Below are 22484 nucleotides of genomic sequence, written 5' to 3'. Positions count from 1 at the left end.
AACCGGCTTTGTCTGTCGGCCACTTCCTACAACGTTACTACACGGTGGGCTGCGATCTTGGCAGAGACAAATCACTCAGCCATTGGCCACAAACCGGTCGGCCCGGGCCGCATCCAGCACGCCTGCCGCATCGCGGCCCAGCCGGTCCGCTGGCGTGGCGCCCTGCAACCAGGCGTTCGGCTCGGTAAACCACTCGGCCAGCTCCCATGCGCTGTACACGCCGGTCAGCTCGGCCAGCACCGGCCGCAGCTGCGGCAGCGGGCGCATATCGGCCGGATCGAACTGGAACAAGGGCATCCAGTTGTCGGTATGCCAGTCGAAGCTCAGCACATCGCGCTGCACCACCCAGCGCGCCAAGGTGGCGACATCGGGCCCGCCGCGGCGTACAAACAGCTCCAGCACCTCTTGCGCGCGCGCCAGCCCGCCGCTGCTGCGGTAGGCATTCATCAGGGCCACAAACTGCTGGTCGTCCTGCCAGCCAGCCGTGCTGCGGGGTGCGGCATGGCCGGCCCAGGTCATCTGCCGCAGAATGGCGCCGGCCATGGAGAGCCCGGGCCACTGCGCGGCCAACGGGGGGACAGAAGGCGGCACGAACTGCTGCATGGGTATCTCCGCGAGAAAACCAAAGCCGCACCTTAGTGAGCGCGCTGCAAGCCGGTCTGTGCGCTACCCCACATAAGACTGGAGGTACGGCAGCTGTTCATTCATTTTTAATAGCAGCTTGTGCAGGTGCTGCATGCGCAAAACCCATATTTCTCTTAAAAGTTGATGCACCAAAAAATGAGCGCAACAGCAGCAGACTCGGGTACATTCTGATTTCAAATCGGTGTGAGACAAAAACCGTCCCTCAGACGCCAGCGAGACAACAGCGCTATGGACCAACAACCGCCACCTTTTGAGCCCAGCGCAGCTGCGGCCAGCGCACTACCGGTGTTGCGCGCCGTGGCGGAAACCCTCGACAGCCTGGGCATAGGTACCTGCGTATTCGACGAAGCCGACCGCGCCCTGGTGTGGAACCGCACCTTCCTCAAGCTGTTTCCCGAACATGCGGCCCACATCCACGTGGGCGAACCCTACCAGGCCAATCTGCGCCGCTTCTACCAAAACCGCCTGGCAGCCGGCGAGCTGGCGGCGATGGAACGCTACGTGGCCGACGGCCTGGCCCGGCACCGCAACCAGCAACGCCCGTTCGCCTTCGAGCACCTGGGCGTGCGGCTGTGGGCGGCCTCCCTGCCGCTGCCCAAGGTGGGCCGCATCCGCATCTGGCAGGTGCGCACGCCGATTGCCGGGCCGCAGGGCGCGCAGATCCTCAGCGCCCTGGGTACAACGCCGATCCAGGACGACGCCCTGTTCGAACACGTGGCCGACGGCGTCATGGTCACCGGTACCGACGACCGCATCGACTGGGTTAACCAGTCCTTCGTGCTGATGTACGACCTGCCGGACCGCGAGGCGGCGCGGGGCCAGCAGTTCGAATGGGCCTACCGGGCCGCCTGGCAGGGCCAGATCACCGATGGCGGCGTACTCTTCGAAGCCGGCCTGGCCACCCTGGCCGACAGCATGGGCTTCGTCGGCGCACCGTTCGAGTTGCCGCTGCCGCGCGACCGCTGGAGCCGGGTCATCGCCCAGCGCAGCCCCGACGGCAAGGGCTATTTCGCCCATGTGGACATCAGTGCGCTCAAGCACCAGCAGCGGCTGCTGCAGGCGGCAGAGCGCCGGGCCCGCGAGAGCGAAGCCATCCTGAAGGAAAAATCCACCCTGCTGGAAGCCACGCTGCAGCGCATGGAGCAAGGCGTGCTGATGGTCAGCGCCGAGCGGGTGGTCGAAGTCTGCAACCGCCGGGCCCGCGAACTGCTCGACCTGCCCCAGGAGCTGATGGAGCGGCGCCCCACGGTGGACGAGGTGTTCGCCTACCAGGAAGCCAGCGGCGAATTTGCCCACACGCCGCCGCAGACCCTGTCCCTGGTCCGCGCGGTCGACGGGCTGCACGTGCCCCATGGCTACGACCGCAAGCGCCCGAACGGCCGGGTCATCGAGGTGCGCAGCGTGCCGGTCGAAGGCGGCGGCATGCTGCGCACCTATACCGACATCACCGAACGCCGGCTGGCCGAGGAGCGCATACGCCACGTGGCCAGCCACGACGGCCTGACCTCGCTGGTCAACCGCGAGGCCTTCCTGGAAAGCCTGGCCAGTACCGCACAAACCGCACGCAGCCTGGGCGTGGGCTTTGCCGTGCACTTCATCGACATCGACCGCTTCAAGCCCATCAACGACAGCTTTGGCCATGCCGTGGGCGACAAGGTGCTGGCCCTGCTGGCCGAGCGGATGCGCCGCATCGCCCGCGACGGCGACCTGGTGGCCCGCATGGGGGGCGACGAGTTCGCCGTGCTGCAGTACCCGGTAGAACAGCGCGACCGCGCGCTGGGCCTGGCCTACCGCCTGCTCGAAGGCATCAGCCAGGCGATGGAGATCGAGTCGCACAGCCTGCAGGTCGGCGCCTCCATCGGTATCGCGCTGTACCCGGAAGCCGGCGGCGACGCCGACACCCTGCTGCGCAATGCCGATGCCGCCATGTACGCGGCCAAGGCCGCCGGGCGCGACTGCGTGCAGGTCTACGACAGCGGCACCGAGCTCGACCCGGACCCGGATTAATCCTGATTTGATAGCAGCTTGCGCAGGTCAGATAAGCGCCAGCGCCCTTATTTCCTCTTAATAGCGTAAATGTGCGCCAGCGCACTGACGGGCCATTGCCTACCGTTTTAAGGTGCCTCCATGCCGCCGCGATTGACCCCGGCCTTCAGGAGACAGCCATGCCCACCCGCACCCGCAAACCCACCCCTGCCGTCCAGCCCGCCGTCAAATCGGTGGATACCAGCGCGCCGCGCCGCAAAGGCTCGGCACCCGACAGCCCACCGCCCGATACCCACCCCAAGCTGCCGCACGAGCGCGACCAGTCGGTAGAAGCCACCGACGGCACGCCCAGCGTGGAAGTCGAGCAGGCCTACCGCGATGTCAGCCGCGGCCTGCAAGACACCGACCGCGGCCCCGAGGCCGACCGCACCTACAAAAAACTCCAGCGCTGAGCCCGCATCCGGCCGCGCACCCGAATACCCAAGGACTTGACCATGGCACCCCGGACCCCCGCAAAAAACCAAAGCCCCAAAACCAAAACCCCAGCCGCCAAACCATTGGCCCAGGAACATGCCGACTTCACCGCCGAGGGCGCGCCGCCGCCAGGCAAGGTCGCCTTGGGCGAGCCCGTGACCCGCCGCAGCCACCAGCCCCGGCCCCCCGAGCCCACCGCCCAGAGCCTGACGACCAACCAGGGTCTGGCCCTGCCCGACAACCACAACTCGCTGAAGGCCGGGCTGCGCGGCCCGACTCTGCTGGAAGACTTCATCCTGCGCGAGAAGATCACCCACTTCGACCACGAGCGCATCCCCGAGCGCGCGGTGCATGCACGCGGCGCGGGCGCACACGGCTTCTTCCAGGTCTATGAAAACATGGCCGGGCTCACCAAGGCCCAATTTTTGTCCGACCCGGCGCTGCAGACCCCGGTGTTCGTGCGCTTCTCCACCGTGGCCGGCTCGCGCGGCTCGGCCGACACGGCGCGCGACGCCCGCGGCTTTGCCGTCAAGTTCTATACCGCCGAGGGCAACTACGACCTGGTGGGCAACAACATCCCGGTGTTCTTCATCCAGGACGCGATCAAGTTCCCGGATCTGGTCCACGCCGTCAAGCCCGAGCCGCACAACGAGATCCCGCAGGCCGCCAGCGCCCACGACACCTTCTGGGACTTCGTGACCCTGATGCCTGAGTCCACCCACATGCTGATGTGGGTTATGTCCGACCGCGCCATTCCGCGCAGTTTTCGCATGATGGAGGGCTTTGGCGTGCACACCTTCCGCATGGTCAACGCCCAGGGCGATGCCAGCTTCGTCAAGTTCCACTGGAAGCCGCTGCTCGGCACCCACGGCCTGGCCTGGGACGAGGCGCAGAAGCTGGCTGGCAAAGACGCCGACTTCCACCGCCGCGACCTCTGGGAAGCCATAGACAGCGGCAACTTCCCCGAGTGGGAGCTGGGCGTGCAGGTGGTGCCCGAGGAAGACGAGTTCCGCTTCAGCTTCGACCTGCTGGACCCGACCAAGCTGATCCCCGAAGAGCTGGTGCCGGTGCGCCGCATCGGCCGCATGGTGCTGAACCGCAACCCCGACAACTTCTTTGCCGAAACCGAGCAGGTGGCCTTCCACCCCGGGCATCTGGTGCCGGGCATCGATTTCTCGAATGACCCGCTGCTGCAGGGGCGCTTGTTCTCGTACACCGACACCCAGCTGTCGCGCCTGGGCAGCGCCAACTTCCACGAGCTGCCGATCAACCGGGCCCAATGCCCGATGCACAACTTCCAGCGCGACGGCATGCACCGCCAGCAGGTCAACACCGGACGCGTGGCCTACGAGCCGAATACCTTGGCCAGCGGTAATGAATTCCGCGTCGACGGCACGCAGGCCCAAGCCAAGGGCTTCAGCAGCGTGCACGAGGCCCTGGAGTCGCCCAAGATCCGCCAGCGCAGCCCCAGCTTTGACGACCATTTTTCGCAGGCCCGCATGTTCTGGCTGAGCCAGACCGAGCCCGAGCAGGACCACATCGTGGCGGCCTTCCAGTTCGAGCTGTCCAAGCTCGAAACCCCGGCCATCCGCCAGCGCATGGTCGACAACCTGGCCCATGTAGACGGCCAGTTGGCGGCAAGGGTGGCCGCGCCGCTGGGCATAGGTGCGCCCAACAAGCAGGCCGCCACCCTGTGGTCGGGCTTTCGCGCGGCGCCGCACCCGGTGGACGTGCAGCCCTCGCCTGCGCTCAGCATGGCGCAAGCGCCAGGCGGCAATATCGCCACCCGCACGGTGGCGATCCTGGTGGCCAATGGCGTGGACGCCACCAGCGTGCAGACCATGCAGCAGGCGCTGGCCGATGCCGGTGCCAGCAGCAAGGTGGTGGCAGCGGCGCTGGGCACGGTGCAGGCGGCCGACGGCACACCGCTGCCGGTGGACTGCAGCTTGCTGACCACACCCTCGGTGGTGTTCGACGCGGTGTTTCTGCCCTGCATGGGCCTGCACGCGGCGGCCATGGCAGCCGATGGCGACGCGGTGCACTTCGTGCTCGAAGCCTACAAGCACTGCAAGACGATTGGCGCCTGCGGCTCGGGCGCCGGCCTGCTGGCCAGCCTGGGCGCAGGCCAGGTGACCGAGCCCGGCGTGGTGCTGCCCTTGCCCGGCGTGGTGCTGGCGGCCGCGGGTGCGCTGCCGGCGGGTTTCGCGCCGGCCTTCATCCAGGCCATGGGCCAGCACCGGCACTGGAGCCGCAGCGGCCTGGCCACGGTACCGGCCTGAGCCATGGGGCGGTGCCGGCCCAGCGGGAGAAGTGCGGCCAAAATTTGGGTAAAAAGTGCTGCCAGCGCATATTCCACCTGCGCTAGCAGCTATATTTTTAGGAGTTTTTTACTTTGGACCATCCAGGGACTACACTGAAGTCCGCTGAAGCGCCCGCCTGACTCTTCGTCGTAACAGGAGAGAACCATGGCAAGCAAGGGACCCGGCTCCAAAAAGAGCCCCAGCACCGCAGCGGCACCCGCCACCCCCACTCTCCCTGGCCCGCAATTCCCCATCGTCGGCATTGGCGCGTCGGCCGGCGGGCTGGCGGCGTTCGAAGCCTTTTTCTCCGGCATGCCCGACCACAAGGACCCGGGCATGGCCTTTGTGCTGGTGCAGCATCTGGCGCCCGACCACAGCAGCCTGCTGACCGAGCTGATGCAGCGCCACACCCGCATGCAGGTGGTCGAGGTCACCGACGGCATGCTGGTGCAGGTGAATTGCGCCTACATCATCCCGCCGAACCGCGACATGGCCTTCCTGAACGGTGCGCTGCACCTGCTGGAGCCGAGCGCGCCGCGCGGCCACCGCCTGCCGATCGATTTTTTATTCCGCTCGCTGGCGCAAGACCAGCATGCGCGGGCCATCGGCATCGTGCTGTCAGGCACCGGCAGCGACGGCACGCTGGGCCTGCGCGCCATCAAGGACGAAGGCGGCATGGTGATGGTGCAGAACCCAGCCTCCGCCGAATACGACGGCATGCCGCGCAGCAGCCTGGCCACCGGCCTGGTGGACTACGAACTCCCCCCGGCCGAAATGCCCGCCCAGCTGATGGCCTATGTGGCCCACGCCTTTGGCCGGCCGCCCCGACCCGTCACCTCGACCAGCGCACCGCAGACCGAAAACGCCTTGAAAAAAATCTTCATCCTGCTGCGCACCCATACCGGCCACGACTTTTCGCAGTACAAGCCCAGCACCATCTACCGGCGCATCGAGCGGCGCATGGCGGTCCACCAGATCGAGGCGCTAGACGACTACGTCAAATTCCTGCAGCACACCACCACCGAGGTGGACGCGCTGTTCAACGACCTGCTGATAGGCGTGACCAATTTCTTCCGCGACCCCGAGGCCTTCGAGGTGCTGGAAGCCCAGGTGCTGCCCAAGCTGTTCGAGGGCAAGCCCGCGGGTGCCGTGGTGCGCGCCTGGTCGGCCGGCTGCTCAACCGGCGAAGAGGCGTATTCCATCGCCATCCTGCTGCAGGAGCGGCTGGAGGCCTTGAAGCTCAGCTACAAGGTGCAGGTATTTGCCACCGACATCGACAGCCGCGCGATTGCCACGGCCCGCGCCGGCCTGTACCCGGCCAGCATTGCCGACGACATCACGCCCGAGCGGCTGGCCCGCTTCTTCACCGCCGAGCCCGATGGCAGCGCCTACCGGGTGCACAAGAGCATCCGCGACATGCTGGTGTTCTCCGAGCACAACCTGGTGAAGGACCCGCCGTTTTCCAAGCTCGACCTGATCAGTTGCCGCAACCTGCTGATCTATATGGGCTCGGACCTGCAGAAGAAGGTGATGGCCTTGTTCCATTACGCGCTGCTGCCGGGCGGCATGCTGTTCCTGGGCAGCTCGGAGACCGTGGGCGAGCTGGGCGATGTGTTTGCCGTGCTGGACCGCAAGGCCAAGGCCTACCAGCGCAAGGAAGACTTCCAGGGCGCCCAGCGCGCCGCGCTGGGCCGGTTTCTGCCGCCCACGGCCATCAAGGACGTGGTGCTGCCGCCGGCCTCGGGCAAGCTGCCCACGCCGCTGAAGCTGTCGCTACGCGCACTCACCGAGCAGACCCTGCTGCAGCAGCTGGCCCCGGTGGCCGCGCTGGTGAATGCGCAGGGCGACATCCTCTACCTGCATGGCCGCACCGGCATGTTCCTGGAGCCGGCTCCCGGCGAGGCCGGCATCAACAACATCGTGAAGATGGCGCGCGAAGGCCTGCGCCGCGAGCTGACCACCGCGCTGCACAAGGCGGCCAACAGCAAGGAGCGGGTGCAGATTGCCAATCTGCGGGTCAAGACCAATGGGCATTTCACCCCGGTCAACCTGAGCGTCTGCCCGGTCGACACGGGCCCACCGTCGGCACTGGAATCGCCGCTGTACCTGGTGGTGCTGGAAGAAGCCCCGGCGCTGGAGCTGCCGGCACAGACTCCGCCGCTGTTGTCGGCCAGCAGCCATAGCCAGGATACGCAGGCGCAGATCGCCGAGCTGAACGAGGAGCTGCAGGCCAAGGAAGAGTACTTGCACGCCGCCAACGAGGAGCTGGAAACCTCGAACGAAGAACTCAAGTCATCGAACGAGGAGATGCAGTCCATCAACGAGGAACTGCAGTCCACCAACGAAGAACTGGAAACCTCCAAGGAAGAGCTGCAGTCCATCAACGAAGAGCTGGCCACCGTCAATACCGAGCTGCAAACCAAGGTAACCGACCTGTCGCGCGCCAATAACGACATGAACAACCTGCTGGCGGGCACCGGCATTGGCACCATCTTCCTGGACCACGGGTTGCACATCCTGCGCTTCACCCCGGCGGTGACGCAGATCATCCACCTGATACTCAGCGATGTGGGCCGCCCTGTCGCCCACATCGCCTCGAACCTGGTGGGCTACGACCGGCTGGTGGCCGATGTGCAGCAGGTACTGACCAGTCTGCAGGCCTACGAGATCGACGTGCAGACGGTTGACCGCAAGCACTACACCATGCGCATCCTGCCCTACCGCACGCAAGACAATGTGGTGGAGGGCGTGGTGATCACCTTTGTCGACATTACCGAGATGGTGCGTACCCGCGAGGCCCTGCGTACGGCCAATGCGCAGCTGCGCCTGGCGGTCGTGGTGCGCGACGCCTTCGATGCCATCACGGTGCAAGACCTGAACGGCAGCATCCTGGCCTGGAATCCCGGTGCGGTACGGATGTACGGCTGGAGCGAAACCGAAGCGCTGGCCATGAACGTCAGCGCCCGCATCCCGGCCGCAGAGCACGGCATTGCGCTGGAGCGGGTGCAACAGCTCAGCCAGGCCCAAACGCTGGAGCCGTATGTGACCCAGCGCCTGGCCAAGGATGGCTCGGTGATCGAAGTGTCCCTGACTTCCACGGCCTTGCTGAACGCCAGCGGCCAGGTCTATGCCATTGCCACGACCGAACGCGCAAAAGAGTTCGAAACCGGTCAGAAAAACGGAGGTGGACTGTGACCCCCAACAGTAAAAAAGAGAGCAGTGTTCGCCCGCCAGACCAAGCGGTAGAGGACTTGCGCCAACGGGCCGAAGACCAGGTGCAAGCCGCACAGCCAGGCCTGCACCACAGCCCGCATGCCATGTCGCTGGAGGCCATGCGCAAGACACTGCATGAGCTGCAGGTACACCAGATCGAACTGGAAATGCAAAACGACGAGCTGCGGCGCACCCAGGTGCTGCTGGATGTGGCGCGGGCCCGCTATTTCGACTTGTACGACCTGGCGCCGGTGGGTTACTGCACGGTAGATGTCAACGGCCTGGTGCTGGAGGCGAACATCGCCGCCGCCAAGCTGCTGGGCGTGGCGCGCAGTGCGCTGGTGGGGCAGCGCATCAGCCGCTTCATCGTCAAGGCCGACCAGGACAGCTACTACATGTGCCGCAAGCAGCTGTTCGACTCCGGCATGCCACAGACCTGCGAACTGCAAATGAGCCGCAGCGACGACAGTACCTGCTGGGTCGAACTGACCACCCGCGCCGGCCATGACGACCAGGGCGCGGCACTGCAACACATGGTGCTGCATGACGTGAGCGAGGCCAAGATCATGGCGGCCGCCATGCGCGAGAGCGAAGCCCGCTACCGGGCGCTGGCCGAGCAGCTACCGCCGGGCGACCATGCACCGAACGTTTGAGACTCAGGCAGCCAGGGCCAGAGGCGCAGGCAGCAGCCGGTCGTGCTCTTTTTTGGTGACCGCGTAGCACTCGCAGCTGCGTTTTTCCAGCTGTGCACGGTCTAGCACCATGATGTGGCCGCGCTGGTAGCGGATCACGCCGGCCAGCTGCAGCTTGTGGGCCGCGCAGGTCACGCCCTCGCGGCGCACCCCCAGCAGGCTGGCGGCCAGCTCCTGCGTCATGTCCAGTTCGTCGGACGCCACCCGGTCCAGCCCCAGCAACAGGCGGCGGCACAGCTGCTGGTCGATGGAGTGGTAACGGTTGCACACCGCCGTCTGGGCCATCTGCGCCATCAGCGACTGGGTGTAGCGCAGCAGCATCTGCAGTACCGGGCCGCCTTGCAGCATGGCGCTCTTGATCCACGAGGCGCGCAGCCGGTAGCCCTCGCCGGCGCTTTGCACCACCGCCTGGTTCGGCGTGGCACCTCCGCCCATGAACAGCGAAATGCCCACCACGCCCTCGTTACCCACCACGGCGATTTCGGACGACGCCCCCTCCTCGGTTCCGTACACCAGGGAGACGATGGCCGTGGTCGGGAACACCGCATAGACGGGCGCCTGGCCAGCCTCGCACAGCACCTGGCCCAGGCTGAGATCAACCGGCTCCAGGTAGGGCTCCCAACGCGCCAGGTCGGCAGCAGACAAGGCCGCCAGCAAGTGGTTTTGCTGTGGATCTGGGCTAAGGCGGGTCGGGATGTGCATACGGTTCTCTTGGTGTGTTGGGTACTCCTTATGGTCGGCGCTGGGCGCCCCACCCGGTATCGGCGGCGACCCGTTTCGACTGCCGGACCTGTCCTACAGTGATAGGCCTGCCCGATGGCCACTTAGATCTGAATAGCCGCCGTCCTACCCCGCGAGCGGCGCCCTGTCCGACAGACTTAAGCGCCCTCCCGACCTAGGATGCTTACACGGGGTTACTGCTTCGGCCGGCCCCCTGTAATCCTTTATTCATAACTCGGCTTTAGCCGTGCGGCAGGAGAAAACCCGATGCGCAACCCCATTATTCCAACTGCCTTTGCCGCTCCCAACTGGAGCACATCGTCGTTTGGCGATGCCACGGAGACCTCTCCCATGGAGCTGGCGGCGCTGAGCGACCATCTGAGCCTGTGCCAAGGTGCGAACCGCCGCCTGACCTACCTGCAATATGTGGGCGAAATCCTGCACCGCTTTGTGGCCACCCGCTTTGTCACCACCCTGGCATTGGCGACCCTGGTGATTGGCGCCGGACTGCTGGCGCTGTAAAGGATGGCTACATCCGAGCTGCTGCACCTGGTTCCCCGCGCCCCCCAGGCCCTGCGCGAGATTCTGGACGGTGCCCGCGGCCCGGTACAGCCCCCCATTCGGTCCGAGATCTTCGGCCTGCAGCGCTTTGCGCAACATGGCCGCAGCCTGGGTGAAACCCACCGTGCGGCCCGGCCCACCATCGGTGCAGCCCGCTTCTTCCCGCATCTGCGCAGCAATATCGCCACGCTGCGCGAAGCCCACCGCTATATCGGCCTGCAGGCCGCCACTGGCTACGACGTCAGCCCGGCAGCCGAATGGCTGCTGGACAACTTCCACCTGATCGAAGCCCAGCTGGAAGAAATCCATGCCGGGCTGCCGCGCAGCTATTTCCGCGCCCTGCCGGTGCTGCTGGACGAGCCGCTGGCCGGCCTGCCGCGGGTCTACGGCATTGCCTGGGCTTTTGTGGCGCATACCGATGGCGCTTTTTCGGAGCCCTTGCTGGAGCAGTTTCTCAGCGCCTACCAGGAAACCCGCGAGCTCAACCTGGCAGAACTCTGGGCGCTGCCCACCACCTTGCGCGTGCTGCTGGTGGAAAACCTGCGCCGCCTGGCCGAGCGCGTGGCTACCAACAAGGCCGCCCGCGAGGTGGCCAATCTCTGCTGCGACAAGCTGAGCGACTACAGCCTGGAATCGCTGGACCAGCTGCTGGCCCTGATGAACCAGCGCGGCGTGGGCCGCATGTTCCTGACCCGCATGGCGCTGCGTCTGCAGGACAGCCGCCTGCAGGTGGATGCACGCTACACCGCCTGGATGCAGGCCGCCCTGCCCGACTTTGCCGCCGCCCAAACCCAGCAAAACGCCGACCAGGCGGCCGACAACCTGAGCGTGAGCAATGCCGTGAAATCGCTGCGCGCGATCGGCGACGCCGACTGGCCCGACATGGTGGCCCGTACCAGTGTGCTGATGCAGCACATGCTGACCTCCTCGGTATTCGAAGCCGAACACCCGAGCACCCGCGACCAAACCCTGCACGGCATCGAACGCCTGGCCCGGCGCAGCGGCCACAGCGAAGCCGCGGTGGCACAAACCCTGCTCGGCCTGATGCAAGCCAATGCCGGCGAACACGGCGTGGCCAGCCACTGGCTGCGCGGCCCTGGCCGGCCGGCGCTGGTCCATGCCCTGGGCCTGCATGAAAACCCCTTGTTGCTGCTGTGGCGGGCCCGCAAGCGCCGCGCCGCGCTGCCGGTCTACCTGGGCGCACTGCTGTTCGGCAGCATAGGCCTGGTGGCCTGGATGTTGCCGCACCACACCGCGGCCGGGCCTGTGCTCTGGCTGGCCGCCGCGCTGATGCTGTTTCCCGCCTCCGAGGCGGTGGTGGCGGTCATCAACCGGCTCATCAGCGAGTCGGTGCGCCCCCAGCATCTGCCTCGCCTGGGCCTGCTGGACGGCATACCGCCCGCACACCGCGTGCTGGTGGTAGTGCCGGCCATGCTGACCGACAGCGCCTCCACCCAGGCGCTCGCGCACCGGCTGCACCTGCACCATATTGCGAACCCCGAGCCCAACGCCCAGTTCGCCGTGCTCAGCGACTGGGGCGATGCGGACAGCCAGCACATGCCCGGCGACGACGCACTGCTGGCCACGGCCAGCGCGCAGATCGACGCGCTCAACCTGCGCTACCCCAGCGGCCCAGGGCTGCCACAGCGCTTCATCCTGCTGCACCGGGCGCGGACCTTCAGCGATACCGAGCAGCGCTGGATCGGCTGGGAGCGCAAACGCGGCAAGCTGGAACAGCTGATCCAGGCCCTGGCCACGGGCGAACACACCGCCTTTCTGGACCTGGGTGAAAACTCGCGCATCGCCACGCCCACGCCCTACATCGTTACCTTGGACAGCGACACCCAGCTGCCCCCCGGCCGGCTGCGCGAGCTGGTCGGCGTGGCCGCCCACCCGCACAACCAGCCGCAGCTGGACGCCAGCGGCCGCCGCGTGGTGCGCGGCTATGGCATCCTGCAGCCGCATGTGGCGACCCCGCTGCCCGCGCGCAAAGAGGTCACGCTGTACCACTGGCTGTTTGCCGGCCAGTGCGGCATCGACCCCTACAGCGCCGCCAGTTCCGAGGTCTACCAGGACTTGTTTTCCGAAGGCACGTTCACCGGCAAGGGCCTGCTGAACGTGCAGGCCATGCACGCCGTGCTGTCGGGCCAGCTGCCCGAAGGCCAGGTGCTGAGCCACGATCTGCTCGAAGGCTCGCTGGCGCGCTGCGCCGCGGTGACCGACATCACGGTGATCGAAGACGCACCGTTCCACGCCGATGTGGCGGCCTCCCGGGTGCACCGCTGGACCCGGGGCGACTGGCAGCTGCTGCCCATTCTGCTGCGCCCCGGCCGCTATCCGCTGCGCGCCATCAACCGCTGGAAAATGTTCGACAATCTGCGCCGTTCGCTGGTGGCGCCGATGTCGCTGGCCTTGCTGGTGTTCAGCCTGTGCAGCAGCGTGCTGTCGCCCTGGGCCGCGCTGGTGCTGGTGCTGGCGGCGTTTTCTGCCGGTCCGCTGATGGGCGCGGTGGCGGGCTTTTCGCCCAGCCGCGACGACCTGGCCAAGCGCCACTTCTACCGCCAGGCCGGGGCCGACATGGCGCGCACGCTGTGGGCCGGGCTCTGGCATCTGGCGCAGCTGCTGGTGCAGGCGCTGTCGGCGGTGGATGCGGTGACGCGGGCGCTGTACCGCATGCTGGTCAGCCACCGGCACCTGCTGGAATGGACCACAGCCGCCGCCGCCCAGGCCCAGGCCAAGACCCATCTGCCAGCCCTGCTGCGCGCGCACTGGAGCCTGCCGGTGGTGGGCTTGCTGCTGCTGGCGGCCCTGCTCTACCTGGGCACACCGCACCCGGTGCTGGCCAGCGTGCTGTGCCTGCTGTGGGCCGCGTCGCCGGTCTGGACCTGGTGGGCCAGCCGCACGCACCGGGCCCATGAAGGCCATGCAGTGCCGGCCGATAAGCTGGCGCTGCTGGAAGGAGTTGCGCGCGACACTTGGCGCTGGTTCGAGCGCTGCATTTCACCGCAGGACAACTACCTGCCGCCGGACAATCTGCAGGTGCAGCCCTACGACATCGTGGCGCACCGCACCTCACCGACCAATATCGGCCTGTACCTGCTGAGCGTGGCCTGCGCCCGGCAGTTTGGCTGGATCGGCACGCAAGACCTGCTGACCCGCCTGGAGGCCACCTTGGCCACGCTGGGCCGTATGCAGCGCCATCGCGGCCACTTCTACAACTGGTACGACACCGAAACCTGCGCGCCGCTACTGCCGCTGTATGTCTCCACGGTGGACAGCGGCAACCTCTGCGGCCATCTGCTGGCGGCCGCCCAGGCCTGCCAGGAACTGGCCGCCGCGCCCTACAACACCACGGCCGCGCGCCGCGCCACCCGCAATGCCCGCGAGCGCCTGACACCGTTGCTGGCAGCCCGCAGCAGCCTGCCCCCCGAGCAGCGGGCCCAGCTGCGCTGGCGGCTGGCCGATCTGCGCGCCACCCGGCGCTCGGCTGCACTGGATACCCAGGCCCAGGCTGCGCGGATGACCGCCGCTACGGCGCAGCGTCTGCTCAGCCTGGCACAGGCTTTCGAAGCCCTGGCCTGGGAAGCCGACTTCCGCTTCCTCTACCACCGCAAGCGACATCTGCTGCACATCGGCTACCGGGTGGCCGAGCAGCAGCTGGACGCGGGCTTCTACGACCTGCTGGCCTCCGAGTCGCGCCTGACCAGCCTGCTGGCCATTGCCAAGGGCGATGTGCCGGTGCGCCACTGGGCCTCGCTGGGGCGTCCGTTCTTTGCCACAGGCGCGGATGCGGGCCTGCGCTCCTGGTCGGGCTCGATGTTCGAATACCTGATGCCGACCCTGGTGCTGGTCGAGCCGCCGGGCAGCGTGCTGCAACAGGCCTGCCGGGCCGCACTACAGGAGCAGATGGACTACGCCAAGGCCCACAAGGTGCCCTGGGGTATCTCTGAATCGGCGTACGCCGGGCAAGACCACACGCTGGCCTACCAGTACGCACCGCAAGGCGTACCGCGGCTGGCGCTGCGCCGCACGCCGGCCGACGAGCTGGTCATCGCCCCCTATGCCACCGGGCTTGCAACGCAGGTATCACCTGCGCTAGCAGCTACAAACTTTATAGCATTAGAGAAATTCGAAGCCTACGGCCGCTACGGCTTCATCGAGGCGCTGGACTTCACCCCGGCACGGCAGGCCGACGGCGACGCGTTCACACCGGTGGAAACCTATATGGCACACCACCAGGGCATGAGCCTGGTGGCGCTGGCCAATGTGCTGCTCGATGGCCCGGCCCAACGCTGGGGGATGGCGAATGCCTACATCGAAGCCGTGGCTTCGTTGCTGCACGAGCGCGCACCGCGCGAGGTGTCGGTGCTCAGCGCGCCCCCGGTGGGCCCGCCACCGCAGAGCATGCAACAGCGCGCTCCCGGTTTGCTGCGCGACGTGGTGCCCGGCGGCACCGCCGTGGAGCCCACGCATCTGCTGTCCAACGGGCGCTACCACGTGGCCTTGCGCGCCAACGGCGCCGGCTGGAGCCGCTGGGGCAATACCGGCATCACCCGCTGGCGCGACGACGCGCTGCGCGACGCCTTTGGCAGCTTCTTCTACCTGCGCTGGGCCCAGCAGCCACAGCTGGTGTCGACCACCCAGCACCCGGCACCCGATCCGGCGGCCCACTACCACAGCACCTACCACGCCGACCGGGTCTGCTTCGACGCCGAATGGCCGTCGGTACAGGTGCACACCACGGTCTGGGTCAGCCCCGAGGACGACATCGAGTTCCGCAAGGTGGAGCTGCGCAATATGGGCGATCAGCCGCTGGAGATCGAACTGATTTCGGCCTTCGAAGTGACCTTGTCTGACCCGCGGGCTGACGAAGCCCATCCGGCCTTCACCAACCTGTTCGTGCGCGCCACCTGGCAGGCCGAAGACCAGGCCCTGGTGTTCGAGCGCAAACCGCGCCTGCCCACCGAGCAAGGCATGCAGGCGGCGCACTTCCTGGTCGATACCGGCCCGCAGGTGCAAGGGGTGCGCATCCAAACCGACCGCCAGCTCTGGCTGGGCCGCAACCAGACCAGCAGCCAGCCGCTGGCATCCTTCAACGCCCTGCCCGAGCCCGGTACGCCGCTGGACACCGGCCTGGACCCGGTCTGCGCCATGGCGGTCAAGCTACTGATTCCGCCGCAGGGCAAGGCCTGGCTGACCTTCGCCACCGCCGCCTCCAACCACGACGCCACCCTGCAGGCGGTGATCGACAAATACCGCCAGCCCAGCCACGTCAAACGGGCCTCCCTGATGTCGGCCACGCTGACCGGCATCCGCCTGCGGACGGTCGGCCTGAACCCGGAAAACTTTGCCGCCATCCAGACGCTGACCAGCGCCCTGGTGCTGAGCCTGAGCCGCCCGCAGACCCAGACCGCGGCGGTCAGCGACAAGCGGCTGCTGTGGCGTTTCGGCATCTCGGGCGATCGGCCTATCCTGCTGGTCAGCATCGGCGCCATGGAAGGCATGGGCCTGCTGCGGGCCTTGGCCCAGGGGCTGCGCCAGTGGTCCTGGGGCGGCGTGGGCTGCGACCTGGTGGTGATCAATTCCGAACCGGCCTCGTACCTGATGTCTGTACAGCGCGAGGTCGGCATCCTGCGCGACCGCCATCTGTCCGAACGCGGCCCCGAATCCGTGCCCACCACCATGTACCTGCTGCGGGTCGAAGAGCTGTCGCCGGATGAACTCAGCACCTTGCATGCCCAGGCCCGGGTCCGCCTGCAGGCCGATGGGCGGCCGCTGTCACACCATGTGCAGGCCTGGACGGCGCTGCACGAACAGGCGCAAGAGACGCGGCACAGCCTGTCCACCCAGGATGTGCCGCTGCTGCCCCGGCCCAGTGGCCCCGTGCCCGCACCTGTGGGCCTGTTCCAGCCGAACGGCGAATTCCGCTTCAACGTCAGTCCGCAGCTGCGCACCACCCGGCCCTGGACCAATGTACTGGCCAACCCCGGCTTTGGTGCACACATCACCGAAGCCGGTGGCGGCTACAGCTGGGGGCGCAACAGCCGGATGAACCAGCTCACCGCATGGTCCAACGACCCGGTGGGCGACACGCCGTCGGAATGGTTTTTGCTGCAGGACTGCAAGACGCTGGACGTCTGGAGCGTGGCCCCGAATGCCTGGGGCGATCCGCTCGCCCAGTACCACGTATCGCACAGCCAGGGCAGCACCAGCATCCGGCACCGGCGCGGCGATGTCGACGTCAGCGCCACCTGGTGCGTGGACGCCGACACGGCGGTCAAGCAGGTGCGGCTGTACATCATCAACCGCGGCCACAGGAACCTGCAGCTGCGCGTCATCGGCATGGCCGAATGGATGATGGGCGCCAACCGCAGCGACCGCAGCAGCGTGCAGACCGCTGCGCTGCAGCAGGACCGCTTCACGGCCTTGCTCTGCACCCAGCGCGAGCGCTCGGCCGGCTTTGGCGAAGGCACGGCCTTTTTGGCCCTGACCCAGACCAGCGACGACTGGACCTGCGACCGCCGCGAGTGCTTTGACGCCCGCGGCCGGCTGGTGGTACCCGACCACTTTGGCCATACCAGCGGCGCCGGGCTCGACCCCTGCGCGGCCATCTCGACGCAGATGAACCTGGCCGCGGGCGATACCGCCGAGCGGGTGTTCCTGCTGGGCTATGCCGACAACCCCTTGCTGGCCGCGCGCCTGCTGGCCGAGACCACCACCCTGCCCGCCAGCAAGCGGCTGGAAACGGTGCACCAGCGCTGGACCCAGTTGCTTGGCGCTACCAGTGTGCAAACGCCCGACCCGCTGTTCGACGCCATGGTCAACCATTGGCTGATGTACCAGACCGTGGCCTGCCGCCTGTGGGCCAAAGCCGGCTTCTACCAGGCCGGCGGCGCCACCGGCTTCCGCGACCAGCTGCAGGATTCCATGGCGCTGGCCTGGGCCGCACCCGACATGCTGCGCCAGCAGATCATCGTCTGCGCCTCGCGGCAGTTTGCCGAGGGCGATGTGCAGCACTGGTGGCACGCGCCTACCGGTGCGGGCGTGCGCACCCATTTCTCGGACGACCTGCTGTGGCTGCCGCATGCCTGCGCGCACTATGTGCGCAGCACGGGCGACACCAGCTTGCTGGATGAACCCGTACCCTTTCTGGAAGGCGCGGCCATTCCCGCCGGGGCAGAGGATGCTTACTACACCCCGGGCACCAGCGCCGAAATCGCCTCGGTCTACGAGCATGCAGCCCGCACCATAGACCGCAGCCTGGCCGTGGGCATACACGGCCTGCCCTTGATGGGCAGCGGCGACTGGAACGACGGCATGAACCGCGTGGGCATCGAAGGGCGCGGCGAATCGGTCTGGCTGGGCTGGTTCATCTGCCAGCTGGTGGACGACTTTGCGCCGCTGGCCCGGGCCCGCGGCGACAACGCACGCGCCCAGGCCTGGGAGCAGGCCGCCGAGGGCTGGAAACAGGCATTGATAGGCCCCGCCTGGGATGGCCAGTGGTTCAAACGCGCCTTCTTTGACGATGGCCAGGCGCTGGGCTCGCATGCCAACCCCGAGGCCAAGATCGACCTGATCGCCCAGGCCTGGGCCGTGCTGTCCAAGACCGCGCCAGTGGCCTCGCAGCGCATGGCGCTGGCGGCGGTGGAAGAACATCTGGTCGACCCTGAGGCCGGACTCATCAAGCTGCTGGACCCACCACTGGCCCAAGCCGTGCCCAGTGCCGGCTACATCCAGGCCTACCCGCCGGGTGTACGCGAAAACGGCGGCCAGTATTCGCACGCCGGCGTGTGGGCATTGATGGCACAGGCCGAGTTTGCCAAGCAGCAGCCCGACTCCAGCGCAGCGGCCGACACCGCCTACCGCTACTTCACCTACCTGAACCCGGCGCACCGGGCCAACACCCCCGCGCAGGCAGCGGTCTACGGCATCGAGCCCTATGTGATGGCCGGCGATGTCTACACCCAGCCGCCATATGTAGGACGGGGCGGCTGGAGCTGGTACACCGGCTCTGCGGCCTGGATGCACCGGGCGGCCGTCGAGTCGATCTTCGGCCTGCAACAAGGCGCCCACACGCTGAGCTTCACACCGTGCCTGCCATCGCATTGGCCACAGGCCGAGCTGACATTGCGCCGCGGCGAGCGCAGCATGCGCTTCATCCTGGTCCGCGGCAATGCCGACGCGGCGCTGGCCCAGGGTGCTTCGGCCCAGGCCCAACTGCTGCTACCGGGCCAGCCATTGGCTTGGTCGGAGCTGCCTGCGCAAACCTGTTTCGTGGTTCCTCTGACCGATTACTCCCATGAAAAAACCGACTGATACGGCCGAAAAACTGCTGGGCCTGCGCTACGACGCAATGGATGAACGCACCCAGAAGGTGGCGCGCCACCTGGCTGGGCGCAAGCACATTGCGCGCAATATGGCCTCCGACCAGGACATCGACACCTCGAGGGGCGCCAAGGCCGCTGATGCGGTGGCGCGCTTTGGCGGCTCATGGACCTTCATCCTGATATTCGCCGCCGTCCTGGTGGTCTGGGTCGTCTTGAATACGCTGTTGCTGGTGCGCTTTGACGCGGTGTTTGACCCCTACCCCTTCATCCTGCTGAACCTGTTCCTGTCGATGCTGGCATCGGTGCAGGCGCCGATCATCCTGATGTCGCAGAACCGGCAGGCGAAGAAAGACCGGTTGAACGCCGAGCACGACTACGAGGTCAATCTCAAGGCCGAGCTGGAGATCATGCTGTTGCATGAAAAGCTGGACCAACTGCGCGAGAACCAATGGACCGAGCTACTGCAAATCCAGAAGCAGCAACTGGATCTGCTGGCCCACCTGATCGACAAGAACACGGCGGCACCGTCCACTCCGGCTCAGCCTTAGCCCACAGAGGCGCGCGGCATCCTCCTACACGCCGTAGCGGCGGATGCCGATGCCTTCCCAGAGCCCTCGGTTTTAAAGTTCAGTCATCGGTTTGTTGCACCCACGCAGCAGTTGAACCGGATAACCAAGGAACCCCGATGGTCGCTAACAACACAAGCAATAACGTCACGCAACTGCCTACCGCTGAAGGCGAACGCATGGTATTGAATGAAGCGGCCCTGGGTGCCGCCCGCCGCAGCCTGGACAAGGGCGCTGTGACGCCGAGTTCCGGCCCCTGGCGCGAAGACATCATCAAGCTGCTGAACGACTCACTGGCCACCGAGCTGGTCTGCGTGCTGCGCTACAAGCGCCATTACTACACCGCCGATGGCGTGGCCTCTGCCGGCATTGCCGAAGAATTCTTGGTCCATGCCAATGAAGAGTCGGCGCATGCCGACCGGCTGGCCCAGCGCATTGTGCAACTGGGCGGTGAACCGGATTTCTCACCCGACTCGCTGACCAAGCGCAGCCATGCGGCTTACGACGATTCGAAAGATCTGAAAGAGATGATCAAGGCCAATCTGGTGGCAGAACGCGTCGCCATCGAAGCCTATAGCCAGATGATCATATTGATCGGCGACAAGGATTCGACCACCCGCCGGTTGCTGGAAGACATCTTGAGCGACGAGCAAGAGCATGCCGACGAGCTCAAGGACTGGCTCGTAGCCTGACCCCGCGTTTCGCCCATGGATGGTGGGGCCTATCACCATCTATTGATTCACCCTTTTTTCTTACCAACTGGAGCTAAAAATGAAACTGACTATCCGCAACACCCTCGCCGCAACCGTTACCGCTGTAGCACTGCTGACCATCACCGGCTGTGCCGTCACCCGCGGCCAGGAAACCGTAGGCGCCTATGTGGACGACACCGCCATCACCACCAGCGTGAAGGCCCGCTTTGTCGACAACAAGGAAGTCGACGCATCGGCCATCAGCGTGGAAACCCTGAACGGCACCGTGATGCTGTCCGGCTTTGCCAAGAGCCTGCGCGAAAAGAGCACGGCCGAAAGCATTGCCCGCAACGTCAAGGGCGTGAAGGCTGTGAAGAACGAAATCTCTATCCGTCCTTAAACCGGACATCTGATTTTCAACCGCAAGTAAAGGAGATTTGCATGAACTGGGACACTATCCAAGGCAACTGGAAACAAGCCACAGGTAAAGTCAAAGAGCAGTGGGGCAAGCTGACCGATGATGACCTCGACGTCATCGCCGGAAAGCGCGACCAGCTCGCAGGCAAGATCCAGGAGCGCTACGGTATTGCCAAAGACGAAGCTGAAAAACAGCTGTCCGACTGGGAAAAGAAATCCAAAGACGACACCTGGTTCAAATAAAACCTGCTTCGCCTAGCCCCCAATGCCCCGCCCATCACACGATGCGCGGGGCATTTCAACGTGCGATGCGCGCTGCCTGGCGGATGGCATCCAGGGTCACCCGGCCCTGCGGCGCGCCGTGGGCATCGGCCACGTGGGCATCGCCCGTGCCCGCATCCAGCATGGCCGACAGCGCATCGCGCAACGGCGTGCTGGCCAGCAAAGTCGGAGCTTCGGCAGTTGCCGCTCCGGCTTGGGTGTAGGCTCCCACGGTCAACAGCGACAGCCGCTTCAAAGAGCGGTCGCCGCCAACAAAGGCCTGCACAAAGGCATCGGCGGGTTGCGCCAGGATGCGCTCAGGTGTGTCGTACTGCACCACCTTGCCAGCGCGCAGGATGGCAATGCGGGTGCCCATGCGTATGGCTTCGTCGATGTCGTGGGTCACGAACACAATGGTCTTGCCCAGCTCGCGCAGGATGCGCAAGAACTCGTCTTGCAGACTCGCGCGGGTGATCGGATCGATGGCGCCAAACGGCTCGTCCATCAGCATTACCGGCGGGTCGGCCGCCAGCGCGCGGGCCACGCCGACACGCTGCTTCTGACCGCCCGACAGCTCGCGCGGATAACGGTTGCGGTACTGGCCGGGCTCCATGTGTACCAAGGCCAGCAGCTCGTCCACCCGCTTGGCAATCCGCGCTGCATCCCAACCCAGCATTTTCGGCACCGTGGCCACGTTCTCGCCAATCGTCATGTGCGGAAACAGACCGACCTGCTGGATCACATAGCCGATGGAGCGGCGCAATTCCACCGCGTCGATCTGCATCACGTCGCGGCCGCCGACTTCGATGTGGCCGCTGTCGGGCTCGACCATGCGGTTGACCATGCGCATGGTGGTGGTCTTGCCACAGCCCGAGGGACCGATCAGCACACAGATCTCGCCGGTCTGCACGGTCAGGGACAAGCGGTCTACCGCGTACTGCCCGCTGCTGAATTGCTTGGTAAGGCTTTCAAGTGTGATCATGGTGCGCGAAGCCCTTGGGGAGTCATGCGGCGCTGCAAGGCGCCAAAAAGAAAGTCGCTGGCCAGCGCCAGCAAGGCCACCGGCACCGCGCCCACCAGCAGCTGCGGCACCGCCATCATGGCAACGCCGGCGGTAATGAAGTCGCCCAGCCCACCGCCGCCGATGAAAGCCGCCAGCACCGCACCCGAGATCACCTGTACCGCGCCCGTGCGCAGGCCCGCAAAGATCACCGGCAGCGCCATTGGCAACTCCACCTGCCACAGCAAGGCAGAGCGCGTCATGCCCATACCGATGGCAGCGTCCACCACATCCGCATCCACGCCGCGCATGGCAGTGATGGTGTGCGTGACGATGGGCGGCAAGGCGATCAGGGTCAACGCAAACAAGGCCGGCGCAAAGCCGGTGCCCAGCAGCGGCATGACCAGCGCCAGCACCGCCAGCGAAGGCAGGGTGCGCGCCACATTGGCGATGTTCACCACCGCCAGCGACCAGTTGCTGCGCCGCGCCACCGCAATCCCGGCGGGAATGCTGATGGCGGCGGCCAGGAACAGGGCCGAGGCCGACAGCGTGATGTGCACCCACAGCGCCCGGGAGAACTGGGCGGGGTGGGCGAGCAGGTAGTTCCAGGTATCGGCAAGCATGGGCATT

Annotated in this window: 15 protein-coding genes; 11 read left to right on the top strand and 4 right to left on the bottom strand. The window is 66.3% G+C overall.

The window, feature by feature from the left end:
• Positions 1-75: 75 nt before the first annotated feature.
• Complete coding sequence (locus J2X19_RS04555) at positions 76-603, bottom strand: hypothetical protein (RefSeq protein ID WP_310371046.1); 528 nt, start codon at positions 601-603, stop codon at positions 76-78.
• 270 nt (positions 604-873) lie between these two features.
• On the opposite strand from J2X19_RS04555, the gene J2X19_RS04550 reads away from it, so the two are divergent.
• The 5 genes from J2X19_RS04550 to J2X19_RS04530 all read left to right on the top strand — a co-directional run bounded on the left by J2X19_RS04550 (position 874) and on the right by J2X19_RS04530 (position 9271).
• On the top strand, positions 874-2652 hold the full coding sequence (locus J2X19_RS04550) for a diguanylate cyclase domain-containing protein (protein WP_310371045.1): 1779 nt from the start codon (positions 874-876) through the stop codon (positions 2650-2652).
• 158 nt (positions 2653-2810) lie between these two features.
• Complete coding sequence (locus tag J2X19_RS04545; RefSeq protein WP_310371044.1) at positions 2811-3083, top strand: hypothetical protein; 273 nt, start codon at positions 2811-2813, stop codon at positions 3081-3083.
• Positions 3084-3125: 42 nt separating this feature from the next.
• Positions 3126-5384, top strand: coding sequence for a catalase (locus J2X19_RS04540; RefSeq protein ID WP_310371042.1), 2259 nt, complete (start codon positions 3126-3128; stop codon positions 5382-5384).
• A gap of 186 nt (positions 5385-5570) precedes the next feature.
• Positions 5571-8600 carry a chemotaxis protein CheB gene (locus J2X19_RS04535; RefSeq protein WP_310371040.1) on the top strand — a complete coding sequence of 1010 codons (3030 nt, stop codon included), beginning with the start codon at positions 5571-5573 and terminating at the stop codon, positions 8598-8600.
• Positions 8597-9271, top strand: coding sequence for a PAS domain-containing protein (locus J2X19_RS04530; RefSeq protein ID WP_310371037.1), 675 nt, complete (start codon positions 8597-8599; stop codon positions 9269-9271). The genes J2X19_RS04535 and J2X19_RS04530 overlap by 4 nt, the downstream gene beginning before the upstream one ends.
• Positions 9272-9274: 3 nt before the next feature.
• Here J2X19_RS04530 and J2X19_RS04525 read toward each other — a convergent pair whose 3' ends face one another.
• A complete protein-coding gene (locus J2X19_RS04525) occupies positions 9275-10012 on the bottom strand; it encodes a Crp/Fnr family transcriptional regulator (RefSeq protein WP_310371035.1) in 738 nt (245 codons plus the stop codon).
• 285 nt (positions 10013-10297) lie between these two features.
• On the opposite strand from J2X19_RS04525, the gene J2X19_RS04520 reads away from it, so the two are divergent.
• From J2X19_RS04520 to J2X19_RS04495, 6 genes are all read left to right on the top strand, one after another.
• Positions 10298-10552 (top strand): hypothetical protein, encoded by a 255-nt coding sequence (locus tag J2X19_RS04520; RefSeq protein WP_116604573.1) that lies wholly within the window; start codon positions 10298-10300, stop codon positions 10550-10552.
• A 3-nt stretch (positions 10553-10555) separates the two neighbouring features.
• Entirely contained in the window at positions 10556-18907 is an 8352-nt protein-coding gene (locus J2X19_RS04515) for a glycoside hydrolase family 94 protein (protein ID WP_310371032.1), read from the top strand.
• Positions 18891-19466: a DUF1003 domain-containing protein gene (locus J2X19_RS04510; RefSeq protein ID WP_310371030.1), complete on the top strand. Its 576-nt coding sequence runs from the start codon at positions 18891-18893 to the stop codon at positions 19464-19466. Before J2X19_RS04515 ends, J2X19_RS04510 begins: the two co-directional genes overlap by 17 nt.
• A gap of 197 nt (positions 19467-19663) precedes the next feature.
• A complete protein-coding gene (locus J2X19_RS04505; RefSeq protein ID WP_310372635.1) occupies positions 19664-20176 on the top strand; it encodes a ferritin-like domain-containing protein in 513 nt (170 codons plus the stop codon).
• 79 nt (positions 20177-20255) lie between these two features.
• The gene (locus J2X19_RS04500) at positions 20256-20576 is read left to right on the top strand and encodes a BON domain-containing protein (RefSeq protein ID WP_116604577.1); all 321 of its coding nucleotides are present in this window, start codon (positions 20256-20258) and stop codon (positions 20574-20576) included.
• Between the two features lie 41 nt (positions 20577-20617).
• A complete protein-coding gene (locus J2X19_RS04495; RefSeq protein WP_116604578.1) occupies positions 20618-20836 on the top strand; it encodes a CsbD family protein in 219 nt (72 codons plus the stop codon).
• A 55-nt stretch (positions 20837-20891) separates the two neighbouring features.
• On the opposite strand, the gene J2X19_RS04490 is transcribed toward J2X19_RS04495, so the two are convergent.
• Both J2X19_RS04490 and J2X19_RS04485 read right to left on the bottom strand, forming a co-directional pair.
• Positions 20892-21836, bottom strand: coding sequence for an ABC transporter ATP-binding protein (locus tag J2X19_RS04490; RefSeq protein ID WP_310371025.1), 945 nt, complete (start codon positions 21834-21836; stop codon positions 20892-20894).
• On the bottom strand, positions 21833-22477 hold the full coding sequence (locus tag J2X19_RS04485; protein WP_092759044.1) for an ABC transporter permease: 645 nt from the start codon (positions 22475-22477) through the stop codon (positions 21833-21835). The genes J2X19_RS04490 and J2X19_RS04485 overlap by 4 nt, the downstream gene beginning before the upstream one ends.
• Between the last annotated feature and the right edge of the window lie 7 nt (positions 22478-22484).

It is taken from the genome of Rhodoferax ferrireducens (assembly GCF_031458075.1).
In the GTDB taxonomy this organism is placed as follows: domain Bacteria; phylum Pseudomonadota; class Gammaproteobacteria; order Burkholderiales; family Burkholderiaceae_C; genus Rhodoferax_B; species Rhodoferax_B ferrireducens_A.
This window is presented reverse-complemented; position numbering and strand designations above follow the sequence as displayed.